We start from the raw sequence: 16,640 nt of genomic DNA, 5'->3' as shown, positions 1-16,640 counted from the left end.
GCCTCATCCGCCACCCGCACATGCACCGCATCACGATCCGGCTCCGCATACACCGCCACCGAACCCACCCCCACATCCCGACACGCCCGCGCCACCCGCACCGCGATCTCCCCACGATTCGCGATCAGCACCTTACGCACGTCAGGCTCCCTCAATCTCAAAATCCGAGAAGACCCCTTGAGTGTAGGCAGGCGTGAGAAGCCGCTGCCTGGAGGGATCACTACCGCAGGTGCCGCCACTTGTTGTATGCGGCCCACAACCAATCCTGCTGCATTGCGCGTCTCCTTGTAATGAGGTGGGCGCTATGGTTCTTCTCACAGGGGACGTAAGGTGCGAGGGCGAATGACGACTCGGGTCGGAATCAGCACGAAGCGAACTACGCGATCGGCGCGTTAGGGGAGGGTGGCGGCGGGTGTCCATATCCGGCGGCTCGGTGGAGACGAGGAAGGCGGACCGGCTCAAGGCGCAAGGCGCCTCGATGCTGGCCGAACTGCGCGTCGCGGCTGAGGTCACCGTTTTCGTCGTCGCCCTGATCTGGGTGGTGCAGGCGTTCAACGCCGCCGACGGATACCGCCTTGATGGCGAGTACGGCATCGTCGCACGCAGTCTCCCCTCCCTGCCGCACATCATCACCGCGCCGTTCCTGCACCTCGGCCTCGACCACATTGAGAGCAACACGCCGCCGCTCGCGCTGCTGACCTTCCTGGCCGCACTCGGCGGCATCAGGCGGTTCGTCTACGCCGCCGCGATAATCGTTGTGGTTGGTGGACTCGGCACCTGGCTGGTCTCGCCGTCCAACAGCGACACCGTCGGAGCCAGCGGACTGATCTTCGGACTGCTCGGCTACGTCGCCGTGCGCGGCCTGTTCGCCCGCTCGCCGTGGCAGGCGGTCTGGCAGATCGCGGTCGGCGTCGCTGTGTTCGTCTACTACCAGTGGACGCTCGTCCTGCTGTACCCGTCCGCGACCGTCAGCGCGATGCACATCTCGTGGCAAGGACACCTGTGCGGCCTAATCGCCGGGATTCTCGCCGCGGTGCTGATGTGGCGGCGAGGCAGACGACTCGACGCAGAGCCGGAACCCGCCTGACCCACCTACCTAGTCCCTGATTCAGTCCCGACCCGGAGTGGCGCCAGTCGTGCCGATACCCCCGAAGACCCCCTCGCGCGTGTTCCGCACCGCCCCCGCCAAAGCCGCACTGGCGGTGGGCGGTGCAGCCCTTGCCGCGGGTGCCCTGCTGGCCTTCCCGGCCACGGCCTCGGCTGCGTCGAAGCCGGCGAACCTCCTCATCAGGCCGTCGCGTCCGTTCCCGAGCTTCAGCTTCCCAGGGCAGCCGACCACGCAGTTTCCGACCTCTGGCGGCTCGACCATCATCCCGGTGGGCGTGAAGAAGTCGGCCGCGCCGAAGCACTCGGAACAAGCACAGTTCAGCTACGTCTCGACCTTCTCGCCGGCACCGGTCGCCACCAGCGCGCCCGCGAACACCGCGAGCGCGAGCTGCGTGGCGAGCAGCGCGCCGGCCCCGGGACCCGGCGGTGACCTGGACTTGCCGGGCATCAACGGCGCCTCCAAGGACGTCGGCCACGTCGGCGCCCTCCCGATCAACAGCCTCGGCCCTACGGCGATGCTGCCGCCGCAGATCGACTCGACGAACCTCGGGCAGCTGAAGGTGACCCGGCCGGTGGATGCGACCTCGACGAATCTGTCGATGGTGGCCAGCTCGGGATATCGGTTCCCGTGCGTGCACATTGAGGTCGGTCCGGGGCGCGGGTTCGGGAATGCCGAATACGCGCTCGTCAACGCCGGGTTGGTCGCGGATGACCGGTCGGGTTCGACGGAGACCCTGACCTGGACGTACTCGACGATTCTGTGGTCTTACACGGTGCCGGGTTCCGCGACCGTGCACCAGGGTTCGGGGCAGATCAACGCGCAGCCAGACCGGACAGCCACCTCGCTCGTCACCGACTCGAAGGCGGTCGCGGCGGGCACGATCGGCCTGACGCTCGTAGTCTCGCTCGGGCTGATCGCGCTTTACGTCATCGGAAGACGCCGCAACCGGGCGCGGTACCGCGCGCGCTACTACCGTCGCGCGGCGGCGCGTGCACAGCGCGAAATCATGGCCGCGGGAGTCATGCCGATAATGCAGTCGGCTGAGCAGGCCCAGCCGAGCGAGATCTGGGAGCCGCGGGCTGGCGAAGTCGTCGAGGTAGCGGAGACGGCCGGGGCGGCTGTGCCGGAAGCAGAAGCGGCAGAGGCAGCGACGGCGGAGGCAGTGGAGCCCGAGGCGGCGCAGGAATCGGAGGACTCCGAGGAAGTGCCGGAACCCGAGGTTGCCGGGCAGCCGGAGTCAAAGGCGGAGCCGGAGTCGGAGTCCGAGCAGCCTGCCGAATCCGCGGAGCCCGCGGAGCCTGTGAAAGTTGTGGAGTCGGTCGAGCCAGAAGCGGTCGAGCGAGAGGCCGAGCCTGAGGTTGAGGCTGAGAGCACTGAATCGCACATAGCTGAGTCTGAGCCCGACTCAGACGAGGCGGAGGAGCCGGTCGAGTCGGAGGCGATTGTCCAGTCTGGCGGGACAACCGAGCCCGAGGACGTTGTCCAGTCTGACGAGACAACTCCGTCCGAGGACGTTGTCCAGTCTGACGAGACAACCCCATCCGAAGACGTTGTCCAGTCCAACGAGACAGCCGAGTCAGGCGACGTTGTCCAGTCTGGCGAGACAGCCGAGTCCGAAAAGACCGAGCACCAGGCCGCCGAGCCGAGCGAGTCAGAAGCCGAACCGGCTCCGGGCGACAAGCACGAACCCGCCGCCGCTCGCTGATCTGCTCTGCCTACTCTGCCCTGCCCACTCTGCCCTGCCTATCTGCCCGACCTACCGGAAGATCCCGGTGTGCCCGAGTGAGTACCGGCCAGGCTGCGGGTACACGCATAGGCCGTGCGGTCCGCTCCCTACCGGAATACGCGCGATGAGATGACCGTCGGCCGTCGAGATCGCGTACACCTCCGCGTCGTACCGCCCCGCCAGCCACAGCACCGTGCCGTCCGCTGACACGCCGCCCATATCCGGACTCGCCTTACCCGGGATCTTCCACAACGCTTTTACCGCACGCGTCGCGAAGTCGAGCACCGAGATCGAGCCTTCGCCGCGGTTCGACACGTAAAGCGACGTCGAATCCCGGCTCACGTACAGGCCATGCGCGCCCAGCCCCGTGTGAATGAACCCGGTCACCTTGAAGTTGTCCCCGTCGAGCGTCCACAGCCCATTCGTCGCCATGTCCGCGACGTACCAGATCGAACCGTCCGGAGCTATCTTCACGTCCTGCGGCATCGCGCCGGACTTCAACGTGATGACGCCCAGCAGCTTGTGCGCGGCCGTGTCCACCTTCAGCAGCTGGCCGGAGAACTCGCACGACGCGATGAAGTACGTGCCGTCCGGCGAGAAGTCGGCGTGGTTCACACCCGCGCAGGGCACCGGCAGTATGTCCTGGATCGCCATCGTGTGCGGGTCGCGGAACACGATCTGGCGGTTCGCCTCCGCCATGACCATGGCTGATTTGCCATCCGGAGTGAAGTAGAGGTTGTACGGGTCGTTCACCGGCACAGGCTTGCCGAACGCGCCGGTCCGCGGGTTGATCGGCGTAAGCGAGTTGCCGAGGTCGTTGTTCACCCAGAGCGTTTGCAGGTCCCAACTCGGCACGACGTGCTGCGGTTGATGCCCTACGGGTACCGTGCGCACAACCTTGTAAGTCGCCGGGTCGATGACTGAGACTGTGTCCGAATTGCTGTTCGGCACGTACACGTACGACGGCATGCCCTTCACGGCGTCGGACAGCTGATTCGGTCGATCGGCGAAGTAAAGGTCTGCAGGGTTGTACGCGGGCATACCGGCGAGACCCGAGCGCAGCTCAATCGTCGGCGAAGCCGATAGCGACGCACTGCTGGCCGTCTGGCGTGGTGCACCAGCCGCAGCCGCGCCCTGCGTGGTGCGCGAATTGCCGGCCGTGTTCGATCCCGAGCCGGATAGCGCGCATCCGCCGACCACGACGACTGCCGTCGTCATCACGACCGCGCCGCCGAACAAAGCCTGGCGTCGGCTGAGACTGTTCACCGGCGTGCTACCTCCGAGATCGAGAGGGGCTGGGGGAAAAGGGCGGAAGCGGTGACAGCTTGCAGGCCGCGCGTGCGCAGGCCGTCCAGAATCGCCGGGAGCGCGGTGATTGTTCCGGTGTGACCTAAGTGCATAGAAACCACGTCGCCCGCTCGCACTGCGCTCAGCACGTTGTGCACGACCGCATCGGTGCCGGGATCGGTGTAGTCGAGCGAGTCGAGATCGTACGAAAGCACGGTCGGATAACCAGCGCGGGCAGCTGCCGCCCGAACAGTAGTTGTGGCGTGCTGCGCTTGTGACGGACGGAACCAGCGGCCGCGCGAGCCGGTCAGCCTTTGCAAGCGGGCTGCACAATCCTCGATCTCGGCGTAGGCGGCACTTGAGCTCAGCGCGTCGATGTCGATGTGATGCTCAGTGTGATTGCCGAGTTCGTGCCCGCCATCAAGCACTCGCCGAGCCATCTGCGGATACTCGCCGAGCCAGCGGCCCACGGCCAGGACCGTGACACGCGCGCCGGCCCGCTCCGCCTCCGAGAGCAGTGCGGTAGCAAGCGAGGCAGTGCCGTCGCCATGGAAGGTGAGCGCGACGCCGTTAGCGACTGCGGCGCTGGCGCTCGGTACCGCATTGCCGGATGCGGAGGCACCTGAGGACGTGCCAGCACCCGGCGCAGTCGATGTTGCCGAAGGGCCCGAATGCGCGACTCCCGATCCCCCTGCGCCGGCCGGGTGACCTCCGCTGCTTGGCGACGAGCAGCCCTCCGTCACAGTGGCGACTGCACAGGCCGTCCACGCCGCGCGCAGCGCGTCCCTGCGCGACCAGTTGACGGCGCGCCGCGGCTCGTCGTCCGGGACACTCACGCACCGACCCTATGTGAGGCCGAGTCAGCAGGTAATCGCCTCTTTCGGCTAACGGAGTGAAGCGCTCAACCCTTCAGGGGATCTGACCACAGGTCGGCGACCGAGATGCCGAACTCGGCGAGCATCCCGCGCAGCAGCGGCAGCGAAAGTCCGATCACGTTGGACGGATCGCCGCCGATCGACTCGACGAACGACCCGCCGATCCCGTCCAGCGTGAACGCCCCGGCTACCTGCAGCGGCTCGCCGGTCGCGACGTAAGCCTCGATCTCGGCGTCCGAGACCTCGGCGAACTGGACCAAGGTTGCGCCCGCTCGGGTGACTTCGCGCCACTCACCAGCGCTGCCATTGCCAGCAGCGCCACTTCCGCCACTTCCGCTTCCGCCGCCGCCGCTGTTGCTGCCGCCGTCAATGCTGTCCGACTGATCGTCCGCAGCCGGCTCGGCATCCCCGTCGGGCACGGCGCCAGCTTCTTCGAGTGGCCGGGTGTCGATCAGGCAGTGGCCAGTGACGAGGATGCCCTGCCGCCCCCGCATCGCCTTCCAGCGCCCGATGGCGTCCTCCACGTCGGTCGGCTTCCCGAACGCACCGCCGTCCAGGTCGAGTACCGAGTCGCAGCCGATCACCAACGCGCCGGGCTCGACCCGCTGGGCCACGGCTCTCGCCTTGGCCCGCGCCAGAATCAGCGCCAGCTCCACCGGGCTCGTGGCATCGAAGGCGTCCTCGTCCACGCCGCTGACGATCGCCTCCGGGGCGAAGCCCGCGTTGCGCAACAGAGTCAGTCGGGCAGTTGACTGCGAGGCCAGAACCAGTCTCAAGATCGCTACTTTCCGGTTGCCGGATGGTCTAATGCGGTGCGGTGCGGTGCGGCTGGCTCGCGATCAGCGCGGGAGCGTGGAGGACCGCCAACCGCCGGGGAACGGCCTGCCGGGCGAGCGCATGTACCGCGACCGGTCGGTCCAGCCGGAGACCTTCGGCGCCGCGACGGGCTCGCCGACCGCGGCTGCGTCGGCCGCCCGGCTCGCGATCACCGCGACCAAAGCCGCGAGTTCTTCGGCGCTCGGCTCGCCGCGCACCACCTTGAGTACCGCCGAATCGCTCTCGGTGTCCTCCGCGTTCACTGCGCCCTCCCTCCCCGCTGCGTTCTCCGCGCTGCGCGCATGGTCTGCGCCGCGCGCATGGTCTGCGCCGCGCGTTCCCGAAGCCGCAGTCACCTTAGTCACCGCCGCCTTAGTCACCGCCGCCTTGGCCACCATCGCACCGATCGCCGTCACAGCGGGATGTTCCCGTGCTTCTTGGGCGGCAATTGCGCACGCTTGGTCCGCAGCGTTCGCAACGCTCGCGTGACGAACGCCCGGGTCTGCGAGGGCTCGATCACCGAGTCAACGTACCCGCGCTCCGCCGCGATGTACGGGTTCATCAACGTGTCTTCGTAGTTCGTGATCAGGTCGGTACGCATCGCCGCCCGGTCCTCGGACGCCGCGAGGTCACGCTTGTACAACACGTCTACCGCACCCGATGCACCCATGACCGCGATCTGCGCCGTAGGCCAGGCGACGTTGATGTCCGCACCGAGATGCTTGGAACCCATCGCGTCATACGCACCGCCGTATGCCTTACGCGTGATGACCGTGATCATGGGCACAGTCGCTTCCGCGTACGCATACAGCAGCTTCGCCCCGCGCCGGATGATGCCGTCCCACTCCTGGTCCGTACCGGGCACGAAGCCGGGCACGTCGACGAAGGTCAGGATCGGGATGTTAAAGGCATCGCAGGTGCGGATGAACCTGGCCGCCTTCTCCGAGGCGTCGATGTCGAGGCATCCGGCCTTCATGATCGGCTGGTTGGCCACGACGCCGACCGAGTGCCCCTCGACCCGTCCGAAGCCCACCACGATGTTCTGCGCGAACAGCGGATGCACCTCCAGGAAGTCGCCCTCGTCGAGTACGTGCTCGATGACTCGGTGCATGTCGTAGGGCTGGTTCGCCGAATCCGGGACCAGCGAGTTGAGCTCCAGGTCGACCTCGGACTCGGCCAGGTCGTTGTCGAGCTCGAAGACCGGCGGGTCCTCCAGATTGTTCTGCGGCAGGAAGGACAGCAGACCCTTGACGTACTCGATCGCGTCCTTCTCGTCGGCGGCCTGGTAGTGCGCGACCCCGGACTTGGTGTTGTGCGCGTGCGCCCCACCAAGCTCCTCGTGGCCGACGTCCTCCCCGGTCACCGTCTTGATCACGTCGGGCCCGGTGATGTACATGTTCGAGGTCTTGTCGACCATCACGATGAAGTCGGTCAGCGCGGGGGAGTAGACCGCGCCGCCCGCCGCGGGACCGACGATCAGCGAGATCTGCGGGATGACGCCGGAGGCGTGCACGTTGCGCCGGAAGATCTCCCCGAACGCGCCGAGCGAGACCACGCCCTCCTGGATCCGGGCGCCGCCGCCGTCGTTGAAGCCGACCAGCGGACAGCCGATCTTCATCGCCAGGTCCATCACCTTGGCGATCTTCTCGCCGTTCACCTCGCCGAGCGAGCCGCCGAAAACGTTGAAGTCCTGAGAGAACACGCACACCGCGCGGCCGTCCACGGTGCCGTAACCGGTGACCACGCCGTCGGTGTACGGCCGCTTCTTCTCGATGCCGAAGTTCGTCGAGCGGTGCCGGGCCAACTCGTCCAGCTCCTGGAAGGAGCCCTCGTCGAACAGCAGCTCGATGCGCTCACGCGCGGTCAGCTTGCCCTTGGCGTGCTGCTTCTCCTGTGCACTCTCGGAACCGGCGTGTACCGCCTCGTCAAGGTGCGTACGCAGCAAGGCGAGCTTGCCCGCGGTCGTGTGGATGTCGATCTCTTCGGCCATCGTCGCTCGTCACTCCCTGAACGGTCCGGAACCTCCCGGTCGACAAGCACGTCGCTCCGGGGGCTGGAGACAATGTATATGAGCGCTTCGCGGGCGACTCCCGGCACCGCTCCGCGACAAGGTTCGGGCCGCGCCATAGGCTGCGACCATGGCCTCCGTCTACAGCGATCTCAATCGCCCGCCGCTGAACGAGCACCGTCTCCAACGCGCGCTGATGGTTCCCGGCGTCGGGTTCGGCGGGCACAGCATCGCTGCGCTGCGTGTACTCCCGGAGGTCGATTCCACCAACACCGCCCTCCTCGAGGCCGCGGATGACGGCGCCCCGCACGGCTCGGTCGTCGTCGCGGAGTCGCAGACTGCTGGCAAGGGACGCCTCGGCCGATCCTGGGTCGCCCCACCACGTTCCGGACTGTTCCTGTCCATCCTCCTGCGCCCCGAGGTGTCGGCGGCGCGCTGGGGCTGGCTGCCGCTGCTCGCCGGCGTCGCGGCGCGTTCGGCTGTGGCGCGGGCCGCGGAACTCGAGGTGTCGCTTAAGTGGCCGAACGATCTGATCTTGGCCGAGCCGACTGACGGCGAATCAGGCAGCGCTTCATCACCCGCCGCCTCGTCAAGCGGCCTCTCATCAGACGCCATCCCGGATTCCGGTTACGGCGTCGGACTCAAGCTCGGCGGCATCCTCGCCGAACAGGGCGGTACCGCGTCGCAGCCGTGCGTTGTCATCGGCATCGGCATCAACGTCACGCTGCGCGCCGACGAACTCCCTGCGCCGCACGCGACTTCTCTCCTTCTCGCCGGAGCTAAGGTCACCGACCGCGACACACTCTTGCGTGCGTTACTGCGTAGCTTCGGGTCCTGGTACGTCGATTGGGCCGATTCCGACGGTGACGCCGAACGCTGCGGCTTGGCCGCCGCCTACCAGGGCGCGTGCGCGACTCTCGACCGCCAAGTGCGTGCCGAATTGCCAGGTGGCGGCAGGGTTTTCGGACACGCGACCGGCATCGACCCGGAAGGCAGGCTCCTTATCCGCACCGCCGATGGCGCTTCGACGCCAATTGGCGCCGGAGATGTTGTGCACTTGCGATAAGCGCAGTAATAGCGCACCGTCCGGCTCGCATGCCAGGATTCGCCCATACACACACGCGGTCGGATCGGCGCCCGGCCGAACCGGACGTAAACCAAGAGGGGACAAGGACGGTCATGGGGTACCCACAGCGGCTGCTCGCCGAGGGAGAGCGGATCGACCTACAGCTGCGTCCGCACTGGAAAGCCCTGGTGGCGCCGGTTATCACGCTCATCCTGACCTTCGGCATCGGCGGCTTCCTCGTGGCCATCGCGCCGAAGCACGGCACCGGGGCGCAGGCCAGCTGGATCGCCATCGGCGTCGTCGCGCTCGCGCTCATCTTCTGGTTCGCCCTGCGGCCCTGGATCGCGTGGCTGAACAGCAACTACGTGATCACCAACCGGCGGCTCATCATCCGGCTCGGCTGGATCCACCGGGTCGGCCGGGACATCCCGCTGGAGAAGATCAACGACGTCTCCTTCCGGCACGACTCGCTGCTGGACCGGATGCTCGGCTGCGGCACGCTCGTGGTCGAATCGGCCGGCGAGCACGGCCAGGTCGAGCTCGACGACATCCCGCACGTGGAAGAGACCCAGCGGGAGATGGCAACGCTCATCTCCGGCGGCGACCCGGCGCCCCAGGCGCGGCAGAAGCAGAACTGACTTAACCGCACCGGCGCGCCCCCCTTTCCGCGTCTTATCCGAGACGACCCACGCTCGGCGCTCGCGGGGAAAGCGGCAATCGGCGCGCCGGTGATCCGCGGCGTTCGCCGCGGGCGAATCAGGGTTGCGGCCGGATCCTCGTGCGGATGATCCCGGCCGCGTTCCTTGGTCGCTCCAAATCACCTCAGAGCGGTATCGTTGCAGTCCGTACGCCTCCGGATGCGGCCGGCGGCTCATATTGACGCCTACCGGGACCGCCCGGGACCTCTTACGTCCCAGGTGGCCATCCCGCCAACCCCATCCCTCTCTATGCGAGTAGGTGAGTCAGGTCACCGGAGCGCACGACGTCACCAGGCCGCGGCCGGGCTCGGAGGCCCACGCCGCCGCGCGGTTGCGCGCCCTGACCGGTTTCGCGAAGTCGATGGCCGCGGCGCACTCCGTCGAGGACGTCATCCGCATCGCAGCCCGCGAAGCCCAGCGCGATCTGCGCGCGGCGGTCGCCTCGATCTCCATGTGGGAGCGGCAGACCGGCCGGCTGCGGGTGCTGGCCAATCACGGCAAGCTCGCGACCGGCGAGTCCGCATTCCCGAAGGACGAGTCCTATCCGGTCTCCGACTTCCCCGAAATCCTGCTGAGCGAGGACGATCTCGGCCCGTGGATCCAGGTCGCCGACGATGAGTACGGCGACCCCAAGCGGGTCTCGATGCTGCGCCGGCGCGGCCGGCACTGCGCGCTGATCGCGCCAATCGTCTACAACGGCCGCGCTTGGGGCGAGCTTTTCGCCGCCCGCACCATCGACCAGCCGATTTACGACCGCGAGGACGTCGACTTCGCCGCGGCCCTCACCGCGCAGATCGCCGCGGGCCTGGCCAAGGCCGACCACGTGCGGCAGATCGAGCGACTCGCCTACACCGACCAGCTCACCGGCCTGGCCAACCGCCGTTCCTTCGACGCCAGGCTCGACGCGGCGATCGACCGGCACGCCAGTGACGGCACCGTGGTCTCCCTCATCGTGTGCGACGTCAACGGCCTCAAGCGGATGAACGACGGCCACGGCCACGACCACGGCGACGCGCTGCTCGTACAACTCGCCGGCGTCATGTCAGCCGCGGCAGCGCTGCTGCCTGGCTCGCTCGCCGCGCGGCTCGGCGGTGACGAGTTCTGCGTTCTGATCGAGGGCTATGGCGCGGACGATGCGGTACGCGTCGCCGAGGAACTGTGCACGCTGGCGTTGACCGTGCGTGGCGGCGAGGGCGTGGCGTGCGGTGTCGCATCCACCGGCGATCGGATCGGTGATGTCATCACGCGCGACCGCCTCTTCCGCTTGGCGGACGCGGCGCAGTACCGCGCCAAGCGCTCTCGTTCCCTGCACCCGGTGGTCGCGGGCCGCGGACAGCCGCCGGACGCAGCCGTCTTCGCGCTGCCGTCGCCGCGAGCTGTCCCTCCGTCGCCGGGTGCTCCGGTACCGGATCGCCGTGTACACCGCGGCCGCACCGGTATCGCGGTCGAGTCACTGCTTACCGAAGCGTTCTCTGCGTTGGACGAGGAGGCACGCCGTACGACCTCTGCGGTACCGATCGTCGACCGCGTCGAGGTGGTCGCTGACGTCGTCGCGCGCGGGCTCGACGCAGCATCCTGGTACATCTACAGCAAGCCAGGCCATGCTGAACCGCTCAACGTCGTGCGCTACTCGGTGTACCGCACTCCGGCAGAGCCGGGCCTGGGAGACGAAGGCATGGTCTCCGCGGCGCAGCAGCCGGTAGGCCCGGAGCACTTCATGGGCATCGAGGATCTGCTGCTCAGCGGAGGCGAATTCCTGGAGCTGACGGACGGCGCCTTCGACAGCGAGCCGGGCAATGGTTACGGCTACGCGCCGGAACCGCCGCCGGCTGCGGCCAAGCTCGCCGCCGCCGGGTACACCGGAGCCGTCACCATCGGCTCGGCGGCGCCGGACCGCTCGCAATGGATGGTCGCGGTGCTGCTGGACTCGATCTCCAAGCAGCCCGCTCCGGCTGTGCCGTTGCTGCGCGCGCTGCTCGCCGCGGCTTTGCTGCGTTAAGACGCCGCGCTGCTGCGCCAGAGCAAGGTCAAACGAAGAGCAGCGTCAAACGAAGAGCAGCGTCAAACGAAGAACCGCGTCGCACGAAGAACAACAGCCCGGGTCCCGCTCCGCGGAAGTACACCGACATACTTCCGCGAACCGGGACCCGGAGAGTTAAGCGGCCACGAGGGCCCTGACCCCGCGCTAGTGGTTCATGCGGGTCGGAACGCGCCGCGGCGCGCCGTAGGCCGCGAGCTTGAGGTCTTGCTGGAGGTCGAAGTACGCCGGCTTCGGCTGCAGGTTCACGTCGTAGATCGTGGCGTAACCCTCGCCCGTGAAGAAGCCGGGCACCCAGGAGTCCTTGTCGCCGAAGCCCCACACCGTGAACGAAATGCATTCGGGCACGGCGAGCGCGGCCTTGAGCATCTGCGAGAACTCATACGGCTGCGCGAAGGTGGACAGGTGGTCGGTCGGCACCTGCGTGTCCGGGCCGTCGACGAAGGTGCGCACATCGGCCTCCGTGATGGCGACCTTCAGGCCGAGCGCGGCAAAGCGCTTGAGGTTGTCAGTCATCTTCGTCGGGAAGCCGTACTGCGTGTCCAGGTGTCCCTGGTCGCCCACTCCGTGGATCGGCACACCCTGGGCCAGCATCTGCTTCAGCCACGCGTAGGCCGCGTCGCTCTTGGCGTTCGTGCCGTCCTCACCCGCGATGTTGTAGTCGTTGTAGAACAGCAGCGCGTGCGGGTCGGCCTCGTGGGCCCAGCGGAAAGCCTGCGGGATGATGTCCGGCCCGAGGTTCTTGATCCAGAAGTCGTTCGGGTTGAGCGTGGACGGGTTGGAATCGGTGAAGAACTCGTTCGCCACGTCCCACTGCCAGATCCGGCCGCGGTAGCGCCCCACCTCGGTGAAGATGCGCTGCTTGAGCAGCGAGGCAAGTTCGGTGCTGCTGATCGTGCCGTTCGCGACGCCCGTGGTCAGCCAGTCCGGTAGCTGGTTGTGCCACAGCAGGACGTGCCCGCGCACCAACTGCCCGTGTTGCTCGGCGAACTTCACCAGCCGGTCCGCGCCCGACCAGTCGTAGACCCCCTGCTGCGGCTCGACAACCTGCCATTTCATCTCGTTGCCCGGGGTGACCACGGAGAACTGCTCGGCCAGCACGGCCGCATAATCCGGGGTGTCCAGGTCGAACGGGATGACCGCGGTGCCGAAGCGCAGACCTATCCGCTCAGCCAGTTCGCGCAGCGACTGCGCTCCTTCGTTCGCGGACGCTCCATCCGAGTCGTCGCCACTGGACCGGGCGGGCCCGGCGGTGGCGGCGCTGGCGGCTGGGGTGGCGAGACCGGGAACCGCGAGCGCCCCGGCCGCACCCATCGCGAGGAAACTCCGTCGTCTCATTGCGATTGCCTCCTCTAAAGGCCAAAGAGCCGCTTCGCCCGATCCGAAAGTTTCGGAGTGGCGGACGTAAGGGCTAGGCAAAAGTATGCGCGGCGGAATCCCGTGTCAACGGTCGAAACGCTTCGACAGCGCGTCGATCGCGAGTGGTCCGACCGATCCAGGTGGCAAGCTTGGCGATTGCCGCTCCCGAAAGTTTCGAGATCTGGATGATAGACGGAACCGCGGATCGGGACCGGTGTAATCGAGAGCTGGCAAATCGAGACCGGGCAGATAGAGACCCGGCAGATTGAGACCGGGCAAATCGAGACCGGGCAGATTGAGACCGAACAGGCCCTAGTCGCCTTGCGCGGCGTCGAACGGGAGCGTGAGTGTGCGCAGCAGGTCGGCTAGCTCATCGAGCCGGTCGTCGGGTAAGGCGGCGAGCAGTTCCCGTTCGTTCTTCAGCAGGCCGGCCAGCGCCGAGTCCGCCATCTCGCGGCCGGCCGGAGTCAGCCGCACCAGCACGCCGCGCCGGTCGGCGGGATCGGGACCGCGTACGACCAGTTCGCGCGCCGCGAGCCGGTCGATCCGGTTCGTCATGGTGCCGGAAGTGACCAGGGTCTGAGTGAGCAACTGGCCGGGGGAGAGCTGATAGGGGGCGCCGGCCCGGCGCAGCGCGGACAGCACGTCGAACTCCCAGGGCTCGAGCCCGTGCTCGGCGAACGCGGTGCGCCGCGCCCGGTCCAGGTGCCGGGCGAGCCGGGTGATCCGGCTGAGCACTTCGAGCGGCTGGACGTCCAGGTCGGGGCGCTCCCGGCGCCAGGCCGCGACCAGCCGATCGACCTCGTCCCGCGCCGCTTCAGACATGCCGTGCCTCCACCCTTTACCCACCGATCCGCGATCAGTCTATCAAGACACTTGACGCCAAGCATCTTGACATCGAGATATATGAGCTGCCAAGATTCCGGAGTATCTTGATGTCGAGATAATGGAGGGCGTCATGCAATCCAGCACGCAGTCGACGAACGACCGGTCGACGAACAGCCAGTCGACCACCTGGGACCCCGCACGGTACCTGCGCTACGCCGACCAGCGCGGCCGTCCCTTCGAGGACCTGCTCGCGCGCATCCCAGCTGACCGGCCACGCCGCGTGGCCGACCTCGGCTGCGGGCCCGGCAACGTTACTGCGCAGCTCTGCCGTCGCTGGCCCGAAGCAGAGGTCATCGGCGTCGACAGTTCCGCCGAGATGATCGAGGCGGCGACGGCTGGCGCCGATGCCCAGCTCACCACAGCGGGGCGGCTCACCTTCGAGCGCGCCGACCTGCGGGGTTGGCGGCCAGCCGAGCTGGTCGACGTTCTGATCACCAACGCCACGCTCCAGTGGGTGCCCGGCCACCTTGACCTGTTGCGCAACCTCCTCGGTCACGTCAAGCCCGGTGGCTGGTTCGCCATGGGTGTTCCCGGCAATTTCGGCGCACCTTCGCACACACTGCTCGCCGACCTCCAGCGCGATAGCCGGTGGGCCGACCGGATCACCGGCGAACAGTTCCGCCCCGCCTCGCACGAGCCCATCGAGTACCTACGCGCTCTGACCGAAGCGGGAGCGACGGCCGAGGTGTGGGAGACGACGTACTACTACGTGTTGCCCGGCGTGAACGGTGTCCTCGACTTCGTCTCGTCTACCGCACTGCGCCCGGTGCTTACCGAGCTTGGCGGTCCGGGCACCGATGCGGCTCACGCATTCACCGGCGCATACGCAGACGCCCTGCGTACCGCCTATCCGCCCGAACTGCTCGGTGGGCGTACCGTGCAGGTGTTGCCGTACCGCAGACTGTTCGCCATGGCGCGCATACCGGCGTAACGCGCCGGACGCCTCCGATCAGCTAGCGACTTTGCCGTGACCGCTGGCGGCAGCGGCTAGCCGCGCCGGCGCGTCGTCAGCAGGCGCGGATGGTGTTCCAGCCCGGACAAACCATTCCAGGACAGGTTCACCAGATGCGCTACTACCTCGCCCTTGGTCGGGTGGCGCTCATCCAGCCACCACTGCCCGGTGAGCGCCACCATGCCGACCAGCATCTGCGAGTACATCGCGCCGAAAGCCGGGTCGTAGCCGCGGTGCGAGAACTCCACGCCCAGGATGTGCTCGACCCGCGTGGCGATATCGCTGATCAGCGAGGCGAAATTGCCAGTCGATGCCGCCACGGGCGAGTCGCGTACCAGGATTCGGAAGCCGTCGCTGTGCGACTCGACGTAGTCGAGCAGCGCGAAGGCCGCCTGCTCCAGCAGTTCGCGCGGGTGCCCGGCGGTCAGTGCGGAGGTCACCATGTCCAGCAAGGTGCGCATCTCGCGGTCCACCACGACCGCGTAGAGCCCTTCCTTGCCGCCGAAGTGCTCGTACACCACCGGCTTGGAGACCCCGGCCTTCGCCGCGATTTCCTCCACGCTGGTCGCGTCGAACCCGCGCTCGGCGAACAACGCCCGGCCGATCTCCAGCAGTTGCTCGCGCCGCTCCTTGCCGCTCATCCGGACCCGATGCGCGCCCTGGCTCTGCTGTGCTCCCTGTCCCTGATGCGCAGCGTGCCCCGGTGTCGTCACACGGTCATCATGCCGTACGGCGCGCCGCGACTCGGGCCGCGCTCGGCCAGCGGACATCGCGCGCCCAGCCGAACTTCTCGAACAGCCAGATGATCCGGGCGCTGGAGTCCACCTGCCCGCGCAGCACGCCGTGCCGGGCCGAGGTCGGGTCGGCGTGGTGCAGGTTGTGCCAGGACTCGCCCATCGACAGCACCGCCAGCCACCACACGTTGCCCGACATGTCGCGAGACTTGAACGGCCGCTCGCCGACCGCGTGGCAGATCGAGTTGATCGACCAGGTCACGTGGTGCAGCAGCCCGATGCGTACCAGGGTGCCCCAGAAGAACGCGGTCACCGCGCCCTGCCAGGACCACGACCAGAGGCCGCCGATCAGCGGCGGCGTGAGCACCGAGGCGATCACCAGCCACGGGAAGGCGCGCGAGACCTTCACGATCGCCCGGTCCTTGAGCAGATCGGGCGCGTACTGCTTCTGGTCGGTCTGCTCGACGTCGAACAGCCAGCCGATGTGCGCGAACGCGAGCCCCTTCATCAGTGCCGGGATCGTGGAGCCGTAGCGCCACGGCGAGTGCGGGTCGCCGTCCTTGTCGGAGTACCGGTGGTGCCGGCGGTGGTCGGCAACCCAGCGGATCACCGGGCCCTCCACGGCGAGCGAGCCGGCCACGGCGAGCGCGACCCGCAGCGCCCTGACCGCCTTGAACGAGCTGTGCGTGAAGTACCGGTGGAAGCCCACGGTCACCCCGTGGCCCGAGATCGCGTACATGATCGCCGCGATGACCACGTCACGCCAGCCCAATCCCCAGCCCCAGGCGAACGGGACGGCGGCGAGCACGGCCAGGAACGGGACGCCGATGAAAAAGGCGATGGCCACCCGTTCCTTGGTGGACTGGCGCAAGCCGCTGAGCGTGCCCGCGCTCGCCGCTTCCGGCGCGGCTCCGGCGCAGACGCTTGCGGGGCTGGTCACACGGGCCGTGGTGGAGGCAGTCATCGGCGTATCTGATCCCTTTCAGGCACAACTTCCCGCGGGCCGTTTCAAGACCCCTACGCTTCCGTAAGTTACGGACGCGTAGGTCTTCCGGCAAGTGGATGTGACTGACGAGGCGTCAGGT

16 protein-coding genes are annotated in these 16,640 nt (G+C 67.6%); 6 read left to right on the top strand and 10 right to left on the bottom strand.

Annotated features, from left to right (window positions below):
• Positions 1 to 140: biotin carboxylase N-terminal domain-containing protein (locus VN779_RS07215; RefSeq protein WP_349260584.1), on the bottom strand; the 140-nt coding region annotated here is incomplete at its 3' end.
• Between the two features lie 272 nt (positions 141 to 412).
• Between VN779_RS07215 and VN779_RS07210 the strand changes: the two genes are divergently transcribed.
• Together VN779_RS07210 and VN779_RS07205 are read left to right on the top strand one after the other, a co-directional pair.
• On the top strand, positions 413 to 1,087 hold the full coding sequence (locus VN779_RS07210) for a rhomboid family intramembrane serine protease (protein WP_325721420.1): 675 nt from the start codon (positions 413 to 415) through the stop codon (positions 1,085 to 1,087).
• 49 nt (positions 1,088 to 1,136) lie between these two features.
• Complete coding sequence (locus VN779_RS07205) at positions 1,137 to 2,813, top strand: hypothetical protein (protein WP_325721418.1); 1,677 nt, start codon at positions 1,137 to 1,139, stop codon at positions 2,811 to 2,813.
• A gap of 51 nt (positions 2,814 to 2,864) precedes the next feature.
• Here VN779_RS07205 and VN779_RS07200 read toward each other — a convergent pair whose 3' ends face one another.
• The 5 genes from VN779_RS07200 to VN779_RS07180 all read right to left on the bottom strand — a co-directional run bounded on the left by VN779_RS07200 (position 2,865) and on the right by VN779_RS07180 (position 7,802).
• Positions 2,865 to 4,052: a hypothetical protein gene (locus VN779_RS07200; RefSeq protein ID WP_414639602.1), complete on the bottom strand. Its 1,188-nt coding sequence runs from the start codon at positions 4,050 to 4,052 to the stop codon at positions 2,865 to 2,867.
• Positions 4,053 to 4,096: 44 nt separating this feature from the next.
• A complete protein-coding gene (locus VN779_RS07195) occupies positions 4,097 to 4,864 on the bottom strand; it encodes a polysaccharide deacetylase family protein (protein ID WP_325721421.1) in 768 nt (255 codons plus the stop codon).
• Positions 4,865 to 5,022: 158 nt separating this feature from the next.
• Complete coding sequence (locus VN779_RS07190) at positions 5,023 to 5,772, bottom strand: Maf family protein (protein WP_325721414.1); 750 nt, start codon at positions 5,770 to 5,772, stop codon at positions 5,023 to 5,025.
• A 63-nt stretch (positions 5,773 to 5,835) separates the two neighbouring features.
• A complete protein-coding gene (locus tag VN779_RS07185; RefSeq protein WP_325721412.1) occupies positions 5,836 to 6,075 on the bottom strand; it encodes an acyl-CoA carboxylase subunit epsilon in 240 nt (79 codons plus the stop codon).
• Positions 6,076 to 6,224: 149 nt separating this feature from the next.
• The gene (locus VN779_RS07180; RefSeq protein ID WP_325721409.1) at positions 6,225 to 7,802 is read right to left on the bottom strand and encodes an acyl-CoA carboxylase subunit beta; all 1,578 of its coding nucleotides are present in this window, start codon (positions 7,800 to 7,802) and stop codon (positions 6,225 to 6,227) included.
• Between the two features lie 148 nt (positions 7,803 to 7,950).
• On the opposite strand from VN779_RS07180, the gene VN779_RS07175 reads away from it, so the two are divergent.
• The 3 genes from VN779_RS07175 (at position 7,951) to VN779_RS07165 (ending at position 11,583) form a co-directional block, all read left to right on the top strand.
• Positions 7,951 to 8,886 carry a biotin--[acetyl-CoA-carboxylase] ligase gene (locus tag VN779_RS07175; protein WP_325721407.1) on the top strand — a complete coding sequence of 312 codons (936 nt, stop codon included), beginning with the start codon at positions 7,951 to 7,953 and terminating at the stop codon, positions 8,884 to 8,886.
• A gap of 113 nt (positions 8,887 to 8,999) precedes the next feature.
• Positions 9,000 to 9,524: a PH domain-containing protein gene (locus tag VN779_RS07170; RefSeq protein ID WP_325721405.1), complete on the top strand. Its 525-nt coding sequence runs from the start codon at positions 9,000 to 9,002 to the stop codon at positions 9,522 to 9,524.
• 319 nt (positions 9,525 to 9,843) lie between these two features.
• Positions 9,844 to 11,583: a sensor domain-containing diguanylate cyclase gene (locus VN779_RS07165; protein ID WP_325721403.1), complete on the top strand. Its 1,740-nt coding sequence runs from the start codon at positions 9,844 to 9,846 to the stop codon at positions 11,581 to 11,583.
• A gap of 186 nt (positions 11,584 to 11,769) precedes the next feature.
• Here the strand turns inward: VN779_RS07165 and VN779_RS07160 are convergent, their stop codons facing one another.
• Together VN779_RS07160 and VN779_RS07155 are read right to left on the bottom strand one after the other, a co-directional pair.
• Entirely contained in the window at positions 11,770 to 12,960 is a 1,191-nt protein-coding gene (locus VN779_RS07160; RefSeq protein ID WP_325721401.1) for an endo-1,4-beta-xylanase, read from the bottom strand.
• Positions 12,961 to 13,293: 333 nt separating this feature from the next.
• The gene (locus VN779_RS07155; RefSeq protein WP_325721400.1) at positions 13,294 to 13,806 is read right to left on the bottom strand and encodes a MarR family winged helix-turn-helix transcriptional regulator; all 513 of its coding nucleotides are present in this window, start codon (positions 13,804 to 13,806) and stop codon (positions 13,294 to 13,296) included.
• A 133-nt stretch (positions 13,807 to 13,939) separates the two neighbouring features.
• Between VN779_RS07155 and VN779_RS07150 the strand changes: the two genes are divergently transcribed.
• Positions 13,940 to 14,800, top strand: a complete 861-nt coding sequence (locus VN779_RS07150) for a methyltransferase domain-containing protein (protein WP_325721398.1) — start codon at positions 13,940 to 13,942, stop codon at positions 14,798 to 14,800.
• A gap of 56 nt (positions 14,801 to 14,856) precedes the next feature.
• Here the strand turns inward: VN779_RS07150 and VN779_RS07145 are convergent, their stop codons facing one another.
• Positions 14,857 to 15,534: a TetR/AcrR family transcriptional regulator gene (locus VN779_RS07145; RefSeq protein ID WP_325721396.1), complete on the bottom strand. Its 678-nt coding sequence runs from the start codon at positions 15,532 to 15,534 to the stop codon at positions 14,857 to 14,859.
• A 7-nt stretch (positions 15,535 to 15,541) separates the two neighbouring features.
• A complete protein-coding gene (locus VN779_RS07140; RefSeq protein ID WP_325721394.1) occupies positions 15,542 to 16,519 on the bottom strand; it encodes an acyl-CoA desaturase in 978 nt (325 codons plus the stop codon).
• Positions 16,520 to 16,640: the final 121 nt, after the last annotated feature.

It is taken from the genome of Actinocrinis sp., assembly GCF_035605935.1.
Taxonomy (GTDB): Bacteria; Actinomycetota; Actinomycetes; order Streptomycetales; family Catenulisporaceae; genus Actinocrinis.
The sequence above is the reverse complement of the archived record's forward strand: the minus strand, read 5'-3'. Positions and strand labels throughout refer to the sequence as shown.